This is a genomic window from Lysobacter sp. Root76 (assembly GCF_001428685.1).
Classification (GTDB): Bacteria; Pseudomonadota; Gammaproteobacteria; order Xanthomonadales; family Xanthomonadaceae; genus Lysobacter.
Genome location: NZ_LMIK01000006.1, coordinates 213,060 through 228,436, shown reverse-complemented (window position 1 = coordinate 228,436; position 15,377 = coordinate 213,060). Strand labels below are relative to the sequence as shown.

Sequence of the window (15,377 nt, the reverse complement as noted above, 5' to 3'; positions counted from 1 at the left end):
GTCCACCGCATCGACGCGCCGCCGAACGGCGCGCCGACGTACACCAACATGACATTCTGAGGAGTGGGGAGAACACCATGCAGCAGCAGTCTCTGATCCGTTATGCGTTGTCGATGGCCATCGCGGCCGCGCTGGCCCCGGGCTACGTGCGCGCGCAGGACGCGGCGCCGGCCGCGGACGCGCCGCAGGCCGGCGAAAGCGAAGCCACCACGCTGGACGCGGTCGTGGTCAGCGGTACCGCGCGCTTCAAGGGCGTGCGCAAGCGCGACGCCAGCTTCTCCATCACCACCGCCTCGCTGGAGCAGTTGCAGGAAGCGGTGCCGCTGAGCACCGCCGACGCGCTCAAGGTCGTGCCCGGCATCTGGGCCGAATCGGCCGGCGGCAGCACCGGCGCCAACATCTTCGTGCGCGGCATGCCGTCGGAAGGCGACGCGCCGTTCGTGACCGTGCAGATGGACGGCGCGCCGCTGTTCCCGCCGCCGACCCTGTCGTTCCTGGAAAACTCCACCCTGTTCCGCATGGACGACACCATCGACCGCATGGAAGTGCTGCGCGGCGGCCCCAGCCCGATCTTCTCCAACGGCCAGCCCGGCGCCACGGTCAACTTCATCCAGAAGAAAGGCGGCGAAGAAACCGAAGGCAGCCTGCGCGTGACCGCCGGCAGCGACAACCTGCGCCGGGTCGACGTGTTCAACAGCGGCAAGCTCGGCGAAGGCTGGTACTACAGCATCGGCGGCTTCTACCGGGTCACCGACGGCGTCCGCGACACCCAGTTCCCGGCCGACAAGGGCGGCCAGTTCAGCGCCAGCCTGACCCGCAGCTGGGACAGCGGCGAGGTCACCCTGTACGCGCGCCACACCGACGACAAGAACGCCTTCTTCACTCCGATCCCGCTGCTGTCGCGCAACAACGGCAAGGACCTGTCCAGCTTCCCGGGCCTGAACGCGCAAAGCGGCACTCTGCTCGGCAACGACTTCCGCCGCGTCACCATTCCGACCGGCCCCAACGGCGAGACCATCAGCCGCGATCTGGCCGACGGCCGCGGCATCAACCTGGACGTGTTCGGCGCCTCGATGGACTTCTACGTCGGCGACTGGACCATCAGCGACCGCGTCAACCACGTCAGCGGCAGCGCCCCGACCAACGGCCTGTTCACCGGCGCCAGCCCGCAGACCATCAGCTCCTACATCGCCTCCTTCGGCAGCCCCGGCACCGCTACCTACACCAACGGCGGCGGCGCGGTCGACCCGAACCAGCAGGTGCTGACCGCCGGCTTCTGGGTGGTCGACAAGGAGATCGAGTCCTTCACCAACGACCTGCGCTTCAGCCGCGACCTGTTCGAGGGCAACACCCTCACCGCCGGCGTGTACTACGCGCGCTACTCGTCCAAGGACACCTGGTACCTGGGCAACAACATGCTGCTGACCGCGCAGAACAACGCGCGTCGCATCGACGTGACCCTGGCCGACGGCCGCCAGGTCACCCGCGACGGTTTCGTCGGCACCTCGTTCTTCTCGCTGCGCGGCGACTACGACGGCCAGAACACCGCCGTGTTCCTGGCCGACGAGTGGCAGATCAACGACCGCCTGCGCCTGGACGGCGGCATCCGCTACGAATGGCAGCAGGTCGACGGCACCGTCCACAACACCGCCAGCGTCGACCTGGACGGCAATCCGAACACGCTCTACGACAACAACACCTCGATCTCGCTGCCCAGCACCCGCCGCATCGACCAGGACGACAAGCATTTCTCCTGGACCCTGGGCCTGAACTTCAAGCTCAACGACACCTCCAGCCTGTTCGCGCGCGCCAACTCCGGCTACAAGCTGCCGACCTTCGACAGCCTGCGCGACGGCAACAACAAGGTCCAGGAAGTCGACCAGTACGAGCTGGGCTTCAAGTCCGGCAATTCGGTCTACGACCTGTACCTGACCGCGTTCTACAACAGCTTCACCAACTCGCCGTTCCAGGCCTTCCTCGACGACGGCACCAACTTCACCACGGTCGGCGATTCGCGCGCCTACGGCGTCGAGCTGGAAGGCGCGGTCCGTCCCTTCGGCGGTTTCGAGCTGCGCGCGACCGGGGTCTGGCTGGACGCCCAGTACGAGAACTATCGCGAGTTCACCGGCAACCAGGTGATGCGCCAGCCCAAGACCCAGTTCCGCATCACCCCGAGCTACTTCTGGACCCTGCCGGTCGGCGATCTCAAGCTGTTCGCGACCTACTCGCACATCGGCGACCGCTACGCCGACCTGGCCAACACCCAGCAGCTGCCCTCGTACCACACGCTCGACGTGGGCGCGAACCTGCACGTCGGCGAGCATTGGGAGTTCACCGCCAGCGGCAGCAACGTCAGCGACGAGCTCGGCCTGACCGAAGGCAACGTGCGCGTGCCCGGCGCGGCCACCGGCGGGGTGTTCCTGGGCCGGCCGATCGCCGGGCGTTCCTACCAGCTCTCCGCGGCCTACCGCTGGTGAGCGCGGCGGCGGCGGGCGCGCATGCGATGCTGCGCCCGTCGCTTTCGACCGCCCCGCGCCGCACGGCGCGCGGTTTTCGAAGCCCGTTCGCGGCGCGATCCGGCAACGCTAGCCTGCGCGCCCCTCCCTCCAAGGCGCAGGCGGCATCGGCAACGGCTGCGAACGGTCTTTTTAACCATAGCGCGCGGCCCGATGGGCTCGCGCGCCGGAGCAACGCATGACCTCCACCGGCAGCCACCGCGGCCGCATGATCCTGGCGATGGTCCTGACCTACATGGTGTTCGCGGTGCTGCTCAACAGCGTCGGCACCGTGATCCTGCAGGCGATCCAGGGCTTCGGCGTGGACAAGGCCGACGCCAGTTTCCTTGAGGCCTTCAAGGACCTGCCGATCGCGATCGTGTCCTTCCTCACCGCCTCGCTGCTGCCGCGCCTGGGCTACCGGCGCGCGATGATCCTGGGCCTGAGCCTGGTCGCCGCGGCCTGCGCGCTGATGCCGCTGCTGCACGCGTTCTGGGCGACCAAGCTGCTGTTCGCCACCGTCGGCGCCTCGTTCGCGCTGGCCAAGGTCTCGGTGTATTCCTCGATCGGCCTGCTCACCGACGGCAAGCAGCAGCACGCCAGCCTGACCAGCACCATCGAAGGCTGGTTCATGGTCGGCGTGCTCGCCGGCTATTGGCTGTTCGCCAGCTTCATCAATCCCGAATCGCCGGCCGATCCGCGCTGGCTACGGGTGTACTGGGTGATCGCCGCGGTCGCCGCCGCGACCGCGCTGCTGCTGACGGTCAGCCGCCTGGACGAATCCGCCGCGCGCGACGGCCACGCCCCGGGCGAGGCCTTCTTCGACATGTTCCGCCTGGTCGCGCAACCGTTGATCGGCGTGTTCCTGGCTTCGGCCTTCCTGTACGTGCTGATCGAACAGAGCATCGGCACCTGGCTGCCGACCTTCAACCGCGAAATCCTGCACCTGCCCACGACCATGAGCGTGCAGGCGGCGAGCATCTTCGCGGTGTCGCTGGCCCTGGGCCGGCTCGGCGCCGGCCTGCTGCTGCGGCGCGTGCCCTGGCATTGGCTGCTGATCGCCTGCGTGCTGGCGATGGCCGCGCTGGTGCTGCTGGCGCTGCCGCTGGCCGCGGGCATGCGTCCGGACCCGAACGCGAGCTGGACCCACGCTCCGGCCGCGGCCTACGTGTTCCCGCTGATCGGCCTGTTCATGGCGCCGATCTATCCGGCGATCAACTCGGTGGTGCTGAGCGCGCTGCCGAAGTCGCGGCATGCGGCCATGACCGGTTTGATCGTGGTGTTCTCGGCCTTGGGCGGCACCACCGGCTCCTTCGTCACCGGCCAGCTGTTCGCGCGCGCCGGCGGCGAGACCGCGTTCTATCTGTCGCTGGCGCCGATGGCCTTGCTGCTGCTGGCGATCGTCGGCCTGAAGCGGCAGAGCCTGCGCGCCGACGCGGCCCTGGCCGCGCAGGCCGGGAACTGACGACGCGCCGGCCCGCAGGCGCGCGCTCAGTCCGCGGCCGGCGGCGCGCGCAGGTTGAGCTCGGTCTGCGGATCGAAGTAATGCATGCGTTCGGGCGCATAGCCCAGGTGCACGGTGTCGCCGGGCGCGGGCAGGTCGTAAGGCGGCAGCCGCAGCACCAGGTCGCAGCCGCCGCAGGCCAGGTTGAGGAAGGCCTCGTTGCCGACCGGCTCGACCACTTCCACCCGCGCTGCCAGGCGCTCGGGCGCGGCCTGCGCCAGGTGCATGTCCTCCGGGCGCAGGCCGACGGTGAGCTGGCGGCCGAGATAGCCGCGCACCGTCTCGCGCAAGGCTTCGTCGGGCTGCAGCGGCAGCTCCACGCCGTCGGCGATGCGCAGGCGCAAACCGTCGCGTTCGATCACCTCGCCCCCGAGCAGATTCATCTTCGGGCTGCCGAGGAAGGTCGCCACGAACAGATTGGCCGGGTGCCGGTACAGCGCCATCGGCGTATCGATCTGCTGGATCTTGCCGTCCTTGAGCACGACGATGCGCTGGCCCAGGGTCATGGCCTCGATCTGGTCGTGGGTGACGTAGACCATGGTGGTGCCGAGCTGGCGGTGCAGGCGCGCGATCTCGACCCGCATGCCCATGCGCAGCTTGGCGTCGAGGTTGGACAGCGGTTCGTCGAGCAGGAACACCTGCGGCTGCCGCACCAGCGCCCGCCCCAGGGCGACGCGCTGGCGCTGGCCGCCGGACAGCGCGGCCGGCTTGCGTTGCAGCAGCGGTTGCAACTCCAGCGTGGCCGCCGCCTCGCCGACGCGGGCCTCGATCTCGGCCTTGGACGCGCCGCGCAGCTTGAGCCCGAAGCCGAGGTTCTCGGCCACGGTCATGTGCGGGTACAGGGCGTAGCTTTGGAACACCATGGCGATGTCGCGGTCCTTGGGCGGGACCTCGTTGACCACGCGCTCGCCGATGCGCAGCTCGCCGCCGCTGATCGTTTCCAGGCCTGCGATCATCCGCAGCAGGGTCGATTTGCCGCAGCCCGAAGGCCCCACCAATACCAGCAGCTCGCCGTCGCGGATCTCGAAACTGGCCCCGTCGACGCCGACGAAACCGTTCGGATAGACCTTGCGCAGACGCTCAAGCGTGACCTTCGCCATGAAATCTCCCGATCGTGGCCCCAGCGACGATGCAATTGTCGTCGCCCTGGGCTATTCTGCCATGTAACCGTTTACATGCACGCCAGCATTCAACACAGCGCCCGCACCGGAGGCCCAGCAGCGATGAGTCAAGTTCGTGTCTTTCCCGAGGGGTTCCTGTGGGGCGCGGCCACCGCCGCCCACCAGATCGAAGGCTCTCCGCTCGCCGACGGCGCCGGCCCCAGCATCTGGACGCGCTTCGCGCACACCCCGGGGATGACCCTCAACGGCGATACCGGCGACGTCGCCTGCGACCACTACCGGCGCTGGAAGGACGATGTCGCCCTGATGAAGCGCCTGGGCCTGCAGGCCTACCGTTTCAGCGTGTCGTGGTCGCGGATCCTGCCCGAGGGCACCGGCCGGGTGAACCAGGCCGGCGTCGATTTCTATTCGCGCCTGGTCGACGAGCTGCTGGCCAACGGCATCGAGCCGCTGCTGACCCTGTACCACTGGGACATGCCGGCCGCGCTCGACGACCGCGGCGGCTGGCTCAACCGCGACTGCGCCGACTGGTTCGCCGAGTACGGCAGCGTGCTGTACCGCGCGCTCGACGGCCGGGTCAAGAAGTGGGTCACCCTCAACGAACCCTGGGTCGTCACCGACGGCGGCTACCTGCACGGCGCGCTCGCGCCGGGCCACCGCAGCCGCTTCGAAGCGCCGATCGCCTCGCACAACCTGATGCGCGCGCACGGCGCCGCGGTGCAGGCCTACCGCGCGATCGGCCAGCACGAGATCGGCCTGGTGGTGAACATCGAGCCCAAGTACGCCGCCACCGAGTCGGCCGCCGACGCCGCCGCGGTCCAGCGCGCCCACGCCTACATGAACGAGCAGTACCTCGACCCCGCCCTGCTCGGCTCCTACCCGCCGGAACTGCGCGAGATCTTCGGCGAGGCCTGGCCGGAATGGCCGGCCGAGGACTACGAGCTGATCAAGCAGAAGCTCGATTTCGTCGGCATCAATTACTACACCCGCAGCGTCACCAAGGACGCGGTCAGCTACCCGCTCAACACCGGCGTGGTGCGCCAGCCCTCGGGCACCTACACCGAGACCGGCTGGGAAGTGTTCCCGCAGGGCCTGACCGACACCCTGACCTGGTTCAAGCAGCGCTACGGCGACATCCCGATGTACGTCACCGAGAACGGCGCGGCCTTCTTCGATCCGCCGGTCGCCGAGCCCGACGCCAGCGGCGAGCGCCGCGTGCGCGATCCGCTGCGCATGGACTACCTGCAAAAGCACATCAGCGCGATCCACGACGCGATCCAGGCCGGCTGCGACATCCGCGGCTACATGGTCTGGTCGCTGCTGGACAACCTGGAGTGGTCGCTGGGCTATTCCAAGCGCTTCGGCGTGGTCCACGTGAACTACGCGACCCAGGACCGCACCCCCAAGGACAGCGCGAAGTGGTACTCGAACGTGATCGCCACGCATGGCCGCTCGCTGTCCGAGCCGCTACCTTAACGGTCCCGACCACAACGGTCTCCGACCAAACCAGGCGCCGGCGCCATGCACGACACTCTGTTGCTGTTCGGCGCCACGGGTGATCTCGCCCAGCGCTACCTGTTCCCGTCGCTGATCCACCTCTGGCGCGACCGCCTGCTGCCGCCCGACTTCCGCCTGATCGCGGTCGGGCGGCAGGAGATGAGCGACGAGGAATTCCGCGCCTGGCTGCGCGAACGCATGGCGGCCGAGGCCGCCGACGACGCTCCGGCGGTGGACGGCCTGCTGCGCTGCATCGCCTACGTCGCGGTCGATCTGCGCGACACCGACGCGATCGCCGCTGCGCTGTCGCGCTACGCCGACCGCCCCAGCGTGAGCTACCTGGCCACGCCGCCGGACCTGTTCGTGTCGGTGGCGCAGGGCCTGAGCGCGGCCGGCGTGCTCGCCGATCCGTCGCGGCTGGTGCTGGAAAAACCGATCGGCCGCGACCTGGCCTCGGCGCGCGAGATCAACGCCGCGCTGCGCGCCTGCCTGGACGAGTCGCGGATCTTCCGCATCGACCACTACCTGGGCAAGGCCGCGGTGCAGAACCTGCTGGCGCTGCGCCTGGGCAACACCCTGCTGGAAGCGGTGTGGCAGCACCGCTGGATCGAATCGGTCGACATCCTGGTCGCCGAGACCGCCGGCGTCGACGGCCGCGAGGAGTACTACGCCGGCTACGGCGCCCTGCGCGACATGGTCCAGAACCACATGCTGCAGCTGCTGGCGCTGATCGCGATGGAACCGCCCTCGACCCTGGACGCCGACAGCATCCGCGAGGAGAAACGCAAAGTACTGCGCGCGCTGCGCCCGATGAGCGAAGCCGACGCCGCCCGCGACACCGTGCGCGGCCGCTACGGCGCCGGCGTGGTCGAGGGCCGCGCGGTCAAGGGCTTCGTCCACGACTCGCCGGTGGAAACCTTCGTCGGCCTGCGCACCTGGATCGACAACTGGCGCTGGGCCGGCGTGCCGTTCCGCCTGGTCACCGGCAAACGCCTGGCCACGCGCGCGACCGAGGTGGTGGTCTCGTTCAAGCCGGTCTCGCACTGGCTGTTCGAGCGCCCCGCGCGCGGACGCGAGCGTCCCAACCGCCTGCGCATGCGCCTGCAACCCGACGAAACCGTGGAACTGGGCCTGATGGGCAGCCTGGCCGCCCCCGAATGGGGCGCACTGGAGCTGCGGCCGATGTCGCTGGACCTGTCGATGTCGAACTCGCCGCAGCGCCGGATCGCCTACGAGCGCCTGCTCGTCGACGCGCTGCGCGGCAACCAGACCCTGTTCGTGCGCGACGACGAGGTCGAATCGGCCTGGCAGTGGATCGACAGCGTCGAGCGCGCCTGGAGCTGCACCGTCCAGCCGGTGCTCGACTACCCGGCCGGCTCCTGGGGCCCGGCCGAGGCCGCCGAATTCCTGCCGGCGACCCTGCGCCAGGGCCGCGGAGGCGAAGCATGAGCACTGCCGCACCGGAAACCCTGCTGGCCGATATCGGCGGCACCAACGCACGCTTCGCTCTGGCCATGCCGCAGCACGAACAACCGCTGCGCGAGGACAGCGTGCAGGTGTTCGCCGTCGCCGACTTCCCGTCCCTGGCCGACGCCGCGCGCCACTACCTCGACCGCATCGGCGCGACGCCCAGCGAAGCCGTGTTCGCGGTCGCCGGCCGCGTCGACGGCGACGAGGCGCGCATCACCAACCATCCCTGGGTGATCTCGGCCGCGCGCACGCGTCAGGCCCTGGGCCTGGAACGCCTGCAACTGATCAACGACTTCGCCGCGCAGGCGATGGCGGTGTCGCTGCTGCGCCCGCAGGACGTGGTCGCGATCGGCGGCAACGCCTGGCACGGCTTCGACGACGGCGGCGACCGCACCTACGCCATCATCGGTGCCGGCACCGGGCTCGGCGTCGGCGGCCTGATCCGCCGCGACGGCCGCTACTACCCGCTGCAGACCGAAGGCGGCCACGTCAGCTTCGCGCCGGGCACGCCGGAGGAAATCGAAATCCTGCAGCGCCTGTCGGGCGAATTCGGTCGCGTGTCCAACGAGCGCCTGGTCAGCGGCAGCGGCCTGGTCAATCTGCATCGCGCCCTGAGCCAGATCGCCGGCGAAGACCCGGGCCCGCTGGCGCCGGCCGACATCACCGCGATGGCGCGTGAAGGCGACGCCCGCTGCCTGCGCGCGATCGACGTGTTCTGCGCGGTATACGGCGCCGCCGCCGGCGACCTGGTCCTGACCCTGGGCGCCTGGGACGGCGTGTTCCTGCCCGGCGGCCTGGTGCCGCGCCTGATGCCCTGGCTGCAACATTCCGGTTTCCGCCAGCGTTTCGAACACAAGGGCCGCTTTTCGCCGACGATGGCGCGCATTCCCACCCTCGCCGTGACCCATCCCCAGCCCGGTTTGCTGGGCGCGGCGGCCTTGGCCCGGCACACGCCACGCTGAGGTGGATCGTGCGAAGATCGACCGATGCTCGACGATCCGTCGCCCGTCCCGGCCGGTCCTCCGGAGCCGGAAACCGCACGTTACGTGATGCACGCGCATCGCGGCCGCGATGTGTGGACCTGGGCCTGCGCGGTCGCGATCGCGGCGGAACTGCGCCGCGACCTGTTGCTGCGCCCGCGTGCGCGCCTGCTGCTGTCGGGCGGCAGCACGCCCGGCCCGGTCTATCGCGCACTGTCCAAGGCGCCGCTGGATTGGAGCCGGGTCGACATCGGCCTGGTCGATGAACGCTGGCTGCTGCCGAACGACCCCGACAGCAACGCCCACCTGGTCCGCAGCCAGCTGCTGCACGACCACGCCGCCGCCGCACGTTTCGAACCGCTGACCCTGGCCGGACGCCGGATCGAGGACGCCGTCGCCGTCGCCAATGCGCATGCGCAACTCGGCGCCAGCGCCGCGGTGCTGGGCATGGGCGAGGACGGCCACACCGCGTCGCTGTTCCCCAACACCCTGGACCTGTCGCGCGCGCTCGAAAGCCGCCAGGCTTATATCGCCATCGACGCCAGCGGCGCCCCCGGCGCGCAACGCTGGCCGCGCCGGATCAGCCTGACCCGGACCGGACTGGCGCGGGTGCAGACCCGGCTGCTGCTGATCCAGGGCGAACGCAAACGCGAAGTGTTCGAAGCCGCCCTGCGCAACGGCGACGTGCGGCGCTATCCGGTGCTGGCGGCGCTGGAAGCCGGGAGCGGCTCGCCGTTGCATGTGCATTGGTGCGAGTGAGGCGTCTGTCCTGGTGAGACTCGCACGGATCCTCGTTCTTCTGACGGCCCTACTCGTCGGCTTGCGCGCGCATGGCGCCGACCATGAACACGAAGTATTCGCCCCCGACTTCGTCCAGCGACTTGCGGACGAACAACTGGATCCAGCCTCACCCGAACATCAAAAGCAGTACCGCCAGTACACAAGAGCGTTCTTTCATGGGTATGTCGACCCGGACGGCGGCATCTACAGCGACGACCCCGCATTCCAGGCGGGGCTGGCCGCGGGCACCGACTATCGCAGGAACCAACCGAGCAGCCTCGCAAAGGTCCTTGCTGTGTATGGCTACAAGCCCATCATCTCGGCCGGCCGTTTTTCCTTCGGCTTGGAGGAGATGAGTTTTGTTCCAGTGGGCCAGCCTTCAAAACGCTGGTGGCTGACCAGTGGTCTGCTGGGCGGAAGCTCCGTCTCCAGGTTCTCTTACTGCCGGCAAGGTACGGTAACGGGCTATTTGAGCGCGCCTGGCCGGTACGGTCACCTCGGCGCTTACGACCACGAACTCATTGCCCAAGAGTTCCATTGCGATAGCTGACGGATACGCAGCCCGTAGGATGCGGTGACTACCGCATCGTCGAACTTCGGTACACCGCGTACCGCCGCACATCCTGCGATGCGGTGCGCCTGACGGCTTACCGCATCCTACTCGCGCGAAATCCGCAGACTTCCTGTGGGAGCGACGTAAGTCGCGATTGCGCCACCGCGCTTGCGGCGATGCCACGTTCCCATACGGGAACGACGATCGCGACTTACGTCGCTCCCACAGGAAGCTCGGTGCGCGCATGAGGCCAGCGGCGGGCATGCCGTCGATGGCCCCCAAGGCAACGAGTTCAGTCGATGTACTCGACCCCACCCATGTACGGACGCAGCGCCTCGGGCACTTCGATCGTGCCGTCGGCGTTCTGGTAGTTCTCCATCACCGCGATCAGGGCGCGGCCGACCGCGACGCCGGAGCCGTTGAGCGTGTGCACCAGCTCCGGTTTGCCGGTGGCCGGGTTGCGCCAGCGCGCCTGCATGCGGCGGGCCTGGAAAGTCTCGCAGTTCGAACAGGAGGAAATTTCGCGGTAGGTCTCCTGGCTGGGCAGCCAGACTTCCAGGTCGTAGGTCTTGGTCGCGGCGAAGCCCATGTCGCCGGTGCACAGCAGCATGCGCCGGTACGGCAGGCCGAGCTTCTCCAGCACGACTTCGGCGCAACGGGTCATGCGCTCGTGCTCGTCGTAGCTCTCGTCCGGACGCGCGATGGTGACCAGCTCGACCTTCTCGAACTGGTGCTGGCGGATCATGCCGCGGGTGTCGCGGCCGTGGCTGCCGGCTTCGGCGCGGAAGCACATCGAATGCGCGGTCATGCGCAGCGGCAGCGCCGCGTCCTCGACGATCTCGTCGCGCACGATGTTGGTCAGCGGGACTTCCGAGGTCGGGATCAGGTAGCGCTTGCTGGCCGCCTCGCCCTCGCCGACCGTGGTCGCGAACAGGTCGTCCTCGAACTTCGGCAGCTGGCCGGTACCGCGCATGGAATCGGCGTTGACCAGCAGCGGCACGTTGGTTTCCTGGTAGCCGTGCTGGTCGACGTGCAGATCCAGCATGAATTGCGCCAGCGCGCGATGCAGCCGCGCCAGCTGGCCGCGCAGCACGGTGAAGCGCGCGCCCGACAGCTTGGCGGCGGTGTCGCCGTCCAGCCAGCCCTTGCGGGCGCCGAGCTCGACGTGGTCCTTGACCGTGAAATTGAATGCGCGCGGCGCGCCCCAGCGGTGCTGTTCGACGTTGCCGGTCTCGTCCTGGCCGGCCGGGACCGACTCGTGCGGCAGGTTCGGGATGCCCAGCGCCACCGCCTCGATCTGGCCGCGGATTTCGTCCAGGCGCAGCTCGCTGGCCTTGAGCTCGTCGCCAAAACCGGCCACCTCGGCCATCAGCGGGGCGACATCCTCGCCCTTGGCCTTGGCCTGGCCGATCGCCTTGGAGCGGGTGTTGCGCAGGTTCTGCAGCTCCTGGGTGCGGATCTGGATCTGCTTGCGCTCGCTTTCCAGCGACTCCAGCGCGGTGGCGTCGAGGACGAAACCGCGGGCGTCGCGCAGGCGCGCGGCGAGTTCGACGGGTTGCTGGCGCAGCAGGTTGGGATCGAGCATGGCGGAACCGGTGGGGAAGCGGAACGCGATTATCGCGTGCTAACCGCGTTCAGGGCCAATGCGCGGCACCCGGCGCGGTTCAAAGCGCGACCGATTTCCAACGTATTAACCCGGATCGATGCAGAATGCCGGCAGCCCCTGCCCGCCCGTAGCCGGATACCGCATGTCGACACCGTCCCCCGCGCCCACCCGCCCCAGCCTCGACCTGGCCGCCTGGCGGCCCTCACGCAAGGCGCTGTGGTGGGTCCTGGGCGCGTTCGCGCTGGGCCTGATCCTGTTCGCCCTGGTCTGGTCGCGCGCGCGCAAGCACGACTTCTACCGCGCCGACGGCATCGCTCCGCCGACCGCGGCCGGTCCGAACTACGCACCGCTGCCGGCGCCGATGTCCGGCAGCGAAGGCAGCGGCGTCGGCCCCGCGCCGCAGGCCAATGCGCCTGCCGCCGGTGCGGACCAGCCGCGCCTGGTCGAGACCGCCCCGCCGCGCCCGGCCGACGCCATCGCGCCGGCGCGACCGTCGGCGCCGCCGCAGGCCGCGGTTGCCGGTTCCGATCCCAAGCCGATCCCGGGCCAGAACCCGCCGCCGCGTTATCCGCCTCAGGCGCTGCGCCGCGGCGAGAGCGGCACCGTCACCGTTCGCGCGCAGATCGGTGCGGACGGCGTGCCGGGCGAGGTCAGCGTGGCCAACAGCAGCGGCTCGCGTCTGCTCGACCGCGCGGCCCAGGACGCGGTCCGGCGCTGGCGTTTCCGCCCCGCCCTGGCCAACGGCCAGCCGGTCGGCGGCACTGTGATGGTCCCGATCACATTCGATGCCAGTCGCTGAACGCGTAACGCCGTAACCCCCTCCGCCTCACTCGCCGCTAACACCGGCGTGAGGAAAGTCGAGTCGCCACCCCGCACACCGGGGACGATCGAGGAGGGACACCATGACGGACAACACGCTGGAACACCGCGACAACCGCCCGCAAACCACCGTGGACGCCGACGCGCCTGCGCGCAACCGTGCCGGCCTCTGGCTGCTGGTGCTGCTGGCCGCGATCCTGCTGATCTGGTACGTGCTCAGCCAACGCACACCGGCGCCGATCGCGCTGCCTCCGGATGCCAGCGTACTGCCGATGCCCACCGACGCCACCACGCCCACCGCCGGGCCCGAAGCCGAGCGCAGCGAGCGCAAGTCCGTCGCCAGCGCCGCCAAGCCCAAACCGACCAAGCCGGCCGTGACCGTGCCGCGCGAAACCGCTCCCGAGCGGATCGCCAACCGCAGTCCGCAACCCGAGTACCCGGCCACCGCGCTGCGTCGCGGCGAAGGCGGCGACGTGCTGCTGCGGGTGAACGTGGGCGCCGACGGCACCCCGGGCGAGATCGACTTCGTCCGCCGCAGCAACTCGCGCGAGCTCGACCGCGCCGCCCAGGACGCGGTGCGCCGCTGGCACTTCGCCCCGGCCACGCGCAACGGCAAGCCGGTACCGGCGGTGGTGGAAGTGCCCATCGAGTTCAAGCCGCAGGCCTGAACGCGGTAAACCGCAGACCCGGCGAACCGCGCGCATAGCAGGGATCGGGGGAGAGCGGGCTCCGGCCGCCGCAGGGCGGCCGGAGCGATGTGACCGACGTGGAAGTGTGCGAAGGCCGGCCTTCGCCATCACGGCTTACGCAACTTTCAACCGTGGTCAGCGAGGCAGCCGAGGCTTCCTGTGGGAGCGGCGTAAGCCGCGATGACCTCCCACCCACGCCGAACCACCCGGCAGACCCGCGACTCGCGACCCGCGAGCCCTCACCCTCAACCGCCGACACCCCGCCCGCCCTCGCCACGACGCCGGATCAGGCCCCAGGCCAGACACGTGCCGAACAGGAACTCCAGCGGCGCACGGCCGTATTCGAAACGCCACAGCAGCGAATCGAAGTTGTTCGCCACCAGCACGATGCCGACGCTGCCGATCAGGGCCCAGAACCCGGCCACCGGCACCCAGCCGCGACGCCAGGCCAGCAAGGCCTCGCGCAGCACCAGGGCGAACGCCAGCGCCAGCAGCCCGGTGCCGAGCGTGCCCAAGCCCACCAGCGCGTCCAGGTAGGTGTTGTGCAGGTGCATGTGGTGCTGGCCGGCCATGTCGCGGCGGCTGTCGGCGATCAGGCTGGGCGTGGTGCGCAGGCCCCAGCCCAGCAGCGGCCGCTCCAGCCACTTCTCCACGCCCAGCCGGTACAGCGCCATGCGCACGCTGACGGCCTTGTTGTTGATCTGGGTCTGCTGCGCCGCGGCCGCATCGGCAGGTTTGGCGGCGCCGGCGGCAGGCGCAGTCGGGGCGATGGCGACCGTGCCCGCATCCGCAGCCTGCTGGGCCTCGGTCATCACGGTCTCGGACCCGGCGAAACGCGAGCTGATCAGATCGCGCGCCGCGAACAGCAGCAGCACCGACACCAGCGCCGCGGCCAGCACCGGCAGCAGCGCGCCGATCGCGCGCGCGCCGCCGCGGCGGTACAAGTGCCAGGCATAGGCCAGCACCACCGGCGGCGTGACCGCGGCGAACGCCAGCCAGGCGCCGCGCGACTGCGAGAACAGCAGCAGGCAGAAGCAGCCCGCATAGGCGAGGAAACCGATCGCCAGCAAGGCGCGCCGGCCGGGCTCGCGCCGTTGTGCCCACAGCGCCATCAGCAGGCACAAGGCCAACCAGCCGCCGACCGCCGCCAATTGACCGGTGAGGTTTTCCGGGATGCCCAGATCGGCGCGCAGGCGGCCGGCCCACAAGGCTTCGCCCTGGGTCCACGGCAGATAGATCAGCACCGACAGCAACAGGCCCGCGCCCATCAGCACGACCAGGCGCGGGATCGCACGCGGCATCAGCGACAGCCACCAGCCGATCACGCAGGTGAACAGCGCCAGCCGCACCAGCTTGCCCGCGGTCGACAACTGCGCGGACAGCGGTATCGCCGGCGCCACGCTCACCGCCGCATACACCGCCTGGGCGATCAGGAACGCGATCAGCAGCGCCAGCGCACGCACGGCCGGTTGCGCCGACAGCTCGCGCCAGGGCCGGCGGCCGGCGCAGCACAGTAACAGCAGCAGCACGCCGGCGCCGAGTTCCGGGCGCAGGTACAGGCCGATATCGGTCAGGGCGAAGAACGCCTGATAGGCGAGCGCGAGCAAGGCGGCGCGGCGCAGCCACGGCGGCAGCTCGGCGGCGGTATCGGAGTACCAGGCCAGCGGCGTCGCACGCGCATCGCGCGCATCGGAGTCGCGGGCCACAGGGGCCATCGCGGTCGCGTGCTCAGCCATGCGCGATCGCCTGCGCGGCTGCAGCGCGGCGGCGCGGTCGGGCGCGCTGTCGCCGCGCCGGCATCGTCAGGCAGCGTGGGGGAAGCTGCATCGCGTTCGTCCTCTCGCAATCACGCCGGGCTTGGCG

12 protein-coding genes are annotated in these 15,377 nt (G+C 69.7%); 9 read left to right on the top strand and 3 right to left on the bottom strand.

Annotated features, from left to right (window positions below):
* Positions 1 to 77: 77 nt before the first annotated feature.
* Entirely contained in the window at positions 78 to 2,477 is a 2,400-nt protein-coding gene (locus ASE10_RS13025) for a TonB-dependent receptor (protein WP_055906451.1), read from the top strand.
* Positions 2,478 to 2,694: 217 nt separating this feature from the next.
* On the top strand, positions 2,695 to 3,960 hold the full coding sequence (locus ASE10_RS13020) for an MFS transporter (RefSeq protein WP_235567561.1): 1,266 nt from the start codon (positions 2,695 to 2,697) through the stop codon (positions 3,958 to 3,960).
* Positions 3,961 to 3,986: 26 nt separating this feature from the next.
* Here ASE10_RS13020 and ugpC read toward each other — a convergent pair whose 3' ends face one another.
* Positions 3,987 to 5,099: a sn-glycerol-3-phosphate ABC transporter ATP-binding protein UgpC gene (gene ugpC, locus ASE10_RS13015; protein ID WP_056102395.1), complete on the bottom strand. Its 1,113-nt coding sequence runs from the start codon at positions 5,097 to 5,099 to the stop codon at positions 3,987 to 3,989.
* Between the two features lie 123 nt (positions 5,100 to 5,222).
* On the opposite strand from ugpC, the gene ASE10_RS13010 reads away from it, so the two are divergent.
* The 5 genes from ASE10_RS13010 (at position 5,223) to ASE10_RS20250 (ending at position 10,397) form a co-directional block, all read left to right on the top strand.
* Positions 5,223 to 6,596 (top strand): GH1 family beta-glucosidase, encoded by a 1,374-nt coding sequence (locus ASE10_RS13010; protein ID WP_056305367.1) that lies wholly within the window; start codon positions 5,223 to 5,225, stop codon positions 6,594 to 6,596.
* A 45-nt stretch (positions 6,597 to 6,641) separates the two neighbouring features.
* Positions 6,642 to 8,066 carry a glucose-6-phosphate dehydrogenase gene (gene zwf / locus ASE10_RS13005; protein WP_056305365.1) on the top strand — a complete coding sequence of 475 codons (1,425 nt, stop codon included), beginning with the start codon at positions 6,642 to 6,644 and terminating at the stop codon, positions 8,064 to 8,066.
* Positions 8,063 to 9,049, top strand: a complete 987-nt coding sequence (gene glk / locus ASE10_RS13000; protein WP_055906439.1) for a glucokinase — start codon at positions 8,063 to 8,065, stop codon at positions 9,047 to 9,049. The genes zwf and glk overlap by 4 nt, the downstream gene beginning before the upstream one ends.
* Positions 9,050 to 9,136: 87 nt before the next feature.
* Positions 9,137 to 9,826: a 6-phosphogluconolactonase gene (gene pgl / locus ASE10_RS12995; protein ID WP_056305629.1), complete on the top strand. Its 690-nt coding sequence runs from the start codon at positions 9,137 to 9,139 to the stop codon at positions 9,824 to 9,826.
* 13 nt (positions 9,827 to 9,839) lie between these two features.
* Positions 9,840 to 10,397, top strand: a complete 558-nt coding sequence (locus tag ASE10_RS20250) for a hypothetical protein (RefSeq protein ID WP_157480923.1) — start codon at positions 9,840 to 9,842, stop codon at positions 10,395 to 10,397.
* 295 nt (positions 10,398 to 10,692) lie between these two features.
* On the opposite strand, the gene serS is transcribed toward ASE10_RS20250, so the two are convergent.
* Complete coding sequence (serS, locus tag ASE10_RS12990) at positions 10,693 to 11,985, bottom strand: serine--tRNA ligase (protein ID WP_056305363.1); 1,293 nt, start codon at positions 11,983 to 11,985, stop codon at positions 10,693 to 10,695.
* A gap of 163 nt (positions 11,986 to 12,148) precedes the next feature.
* Between serS and ASE10_RS12985 the strand changes: the two genes are divergently transcribed.
* Positions 12,149 to 12,805, top strand: coding sequence for an energy transducer TonB (locus tag ASE10_RS12985; protein ID WP_055906434.1), 657 nt, complete (start codon positions 12,149 to 12,151; stop codon positions 12,803 to 12,805).
* A gap of 103 nt (positions 12,806 to 12,908) precedes the next feature.
* Positions 12,909 to 13,493 carry an energy transducer TonB gene (locus ASE10_RS12980; protein ID WP_056102384.1) on the top strand — a complete coding sequence of 195 codons (585 nt, stop codon included), beginning with the start codon at positions 12,909 to 12,911 and terminating at the stop codon, positions 13,491 to 13,493.
* Between the two features lie 266 nt (positions 13,494 to 13,759).
* On the opposite strand, the gene ASE10_RS12975 is transcribed toward ASE10_RS12980, so the two are convergent.
* Positions 13,760 to 15,250 (bottom strand): O-antigen ligase family protein, encoded by a 1,491-nt coding sequence (locus tag ASE10_RS12975; protein ID WP_056305362.1) that lies wholly within the window; start codon positions 15,248 to 15,250, stop codon positions 13,760 to 13,762.
* Positions 15,251 to 15,377: the final 127 nt, after the last annotated feature.

What these genes read in the sequence shown, in the direction of transcription:
- ASE10_RS12985 (WP_055906434.1), top strand. Translation starts at nt 12,149, where the DNA reads ATGTCGACACCGTCCCCCGCGCCCACCCGCCCCAGCCTCGACCTGGCC.
- zwf (WP_056305365.1), top strand. Translation starts at nt 6,642, where the DNA reads ATGCACGACACTCTGTTGCTGTTCGGCGCCACGGGTGATCTCGCCCAG.
- glk (WP_055906439.1), top strand. Translation starts at nt 8,063, where the DNA reads ATGAGCACTGCCGCACCGGAAACCCTGCTGGCCGATATCGGCGGCACC.
- serS (WP_056305363.1), bottom strand. Translation starts at nt 11,985, where the DNA reads ATGCTCGATCCCAACCTGCTGCGCCAGCAACCCGTCGAACTCGCCGCG.
- ASE10_RS13020 (WP_235567561.1), top strand. Translation starts at nt 2,695, where the DNA reads ATGACCTCCACCGGCAGCCACCGCGGCCGCATGATCCTGGCGATGGTC.
- ASE10_RS12975 (WP_056305362.1), bottom strand. Translation starts at nt 15,250, where the DNA reads ATGGCTGAGCACGCGACCGCGATGGCCCCTGTGGCCCGCGACTCCGAT.
- ASE10_RS13010 (WP_056305367.1), top strand. Translation starts at nt 5,223, where the DNA reads ATGAGTCAAGTTCGTGTCTTTCCCGAGGGGTTCCTGTGGGGCGCGGCC.
- ASE10_RS12980 (WP_056102384.1), top strand. Translation starts at nt 12,909, where the DNA reads ATGACGGACAACACGCTGGAACACCGCGACAACCGCCCGCAAACCACC.
- pgl (WP_056305629.1), top strand. Translation starts at nt 9,137, where the DNA reads ATGCACGCGCATCGCGGCCGCGATGTGTGGACCTGGGCCTGCGCGGTC.
- ugpC (WP_056102395.1), bottom strand. Translation starts at nt 5,099, where the DNA reads ATGGCGAAGGTCACGCTTGAGCGTCTGCGCAAGGTCTATCCGAACGGT.
- ASE10_RS13025 (WP_055906451.1), top strand. Translation starts at nt 78, where the DNA reads ATGCAGCAGCAGTCTCTGATCCGTTATGCGTTGTCGATGGCCATCGCG.